This window comes from Corynebacterium flavescens, from assembly GCF_008693105.1.
GTDB lineage: Bacteria > Actinomycetota > Actinomycetes > Mycobacteriales > Mycobacteriaceae > Corynebacterium > Corynebacterium flavescens.
This window is the reverse complement of sequence record NZ_VXKK01000017.1, coordinates 1-643: the sequence shown is the minus strand read 5'-3', so window position 1 is coordinate 643 and position 643 is coordinate 1. Positions and strand designations below refer to the sequence as shown.

Here is a 643-nt window from a genome sequence, read left to right as displayed (position 1 = left end):
GAGAGCAGCGAAGACTCAGTTTCTCATTCCCTGATGGCCGCTGCGTGTGGGCGTTGTTAGGCCGTCTCGAAGACCCGGTTGACGATCACCGCGTCCGGGTTCGGTTGCCCGTGAGGTCAAACATCGTACCTTGCCCTTTCCGCAATGAGTGCATCGCCTCCATCCCTTTCAACGTCCGATATGCAGATGTCCGGTTCTTAAAACGCGCCTTTCGACCCGAGGATCCGCTTCAGCCGACCATGGTCGCCTTCCAGGATGTTGTTGAGGTATTTCACCTGCCGGTGTTCCACTGTTGGCAGGCAGATTCCCTCTGACTTCAACTCGGCGATTGCCCTGGCTAGGGAGGGTGCTTTATCGGTGTTGATCACTCTGGGATACCCGGCTGACGCATTGAATCTGAGAGCCTTGGCCAGGAAACGCTTCGCTGCGGCCACGTTACGCTTCGGAGAGAGGTAAAAGTCCAGGGTCTGCCCACCGGCGGTGATCGCCAGATCAGAGGTAGCACCACCTGCCGCCGAGAGCGCGTCAAGTTCTTTGTGTGTGGGGCTTTGTGAACTTGTTTGGTTAGAGGTATGTGTTGAAGCGGTCGGGGTAGGCCACGGCCATCTGATTAATGGCTTGTTTCCAGTTGGTGACTCGGGCT

Annotated in this window: 1 pseudogene; it reads right to left on the bottom strand. The window is 56.9% G+C overall.

Annotated features, from left to right (window positions below):
* Positions 1 to 56: 56 nt before the first annotated feature.
* Positions 57 to 519, bottom strand: a pseudogene (locus F4V60_RS02165) (IS6 family transposase); the annotation flags it as partial.
* Between the last annotated feature and the right edge of the window lie 124 nt (positions 520 to 643).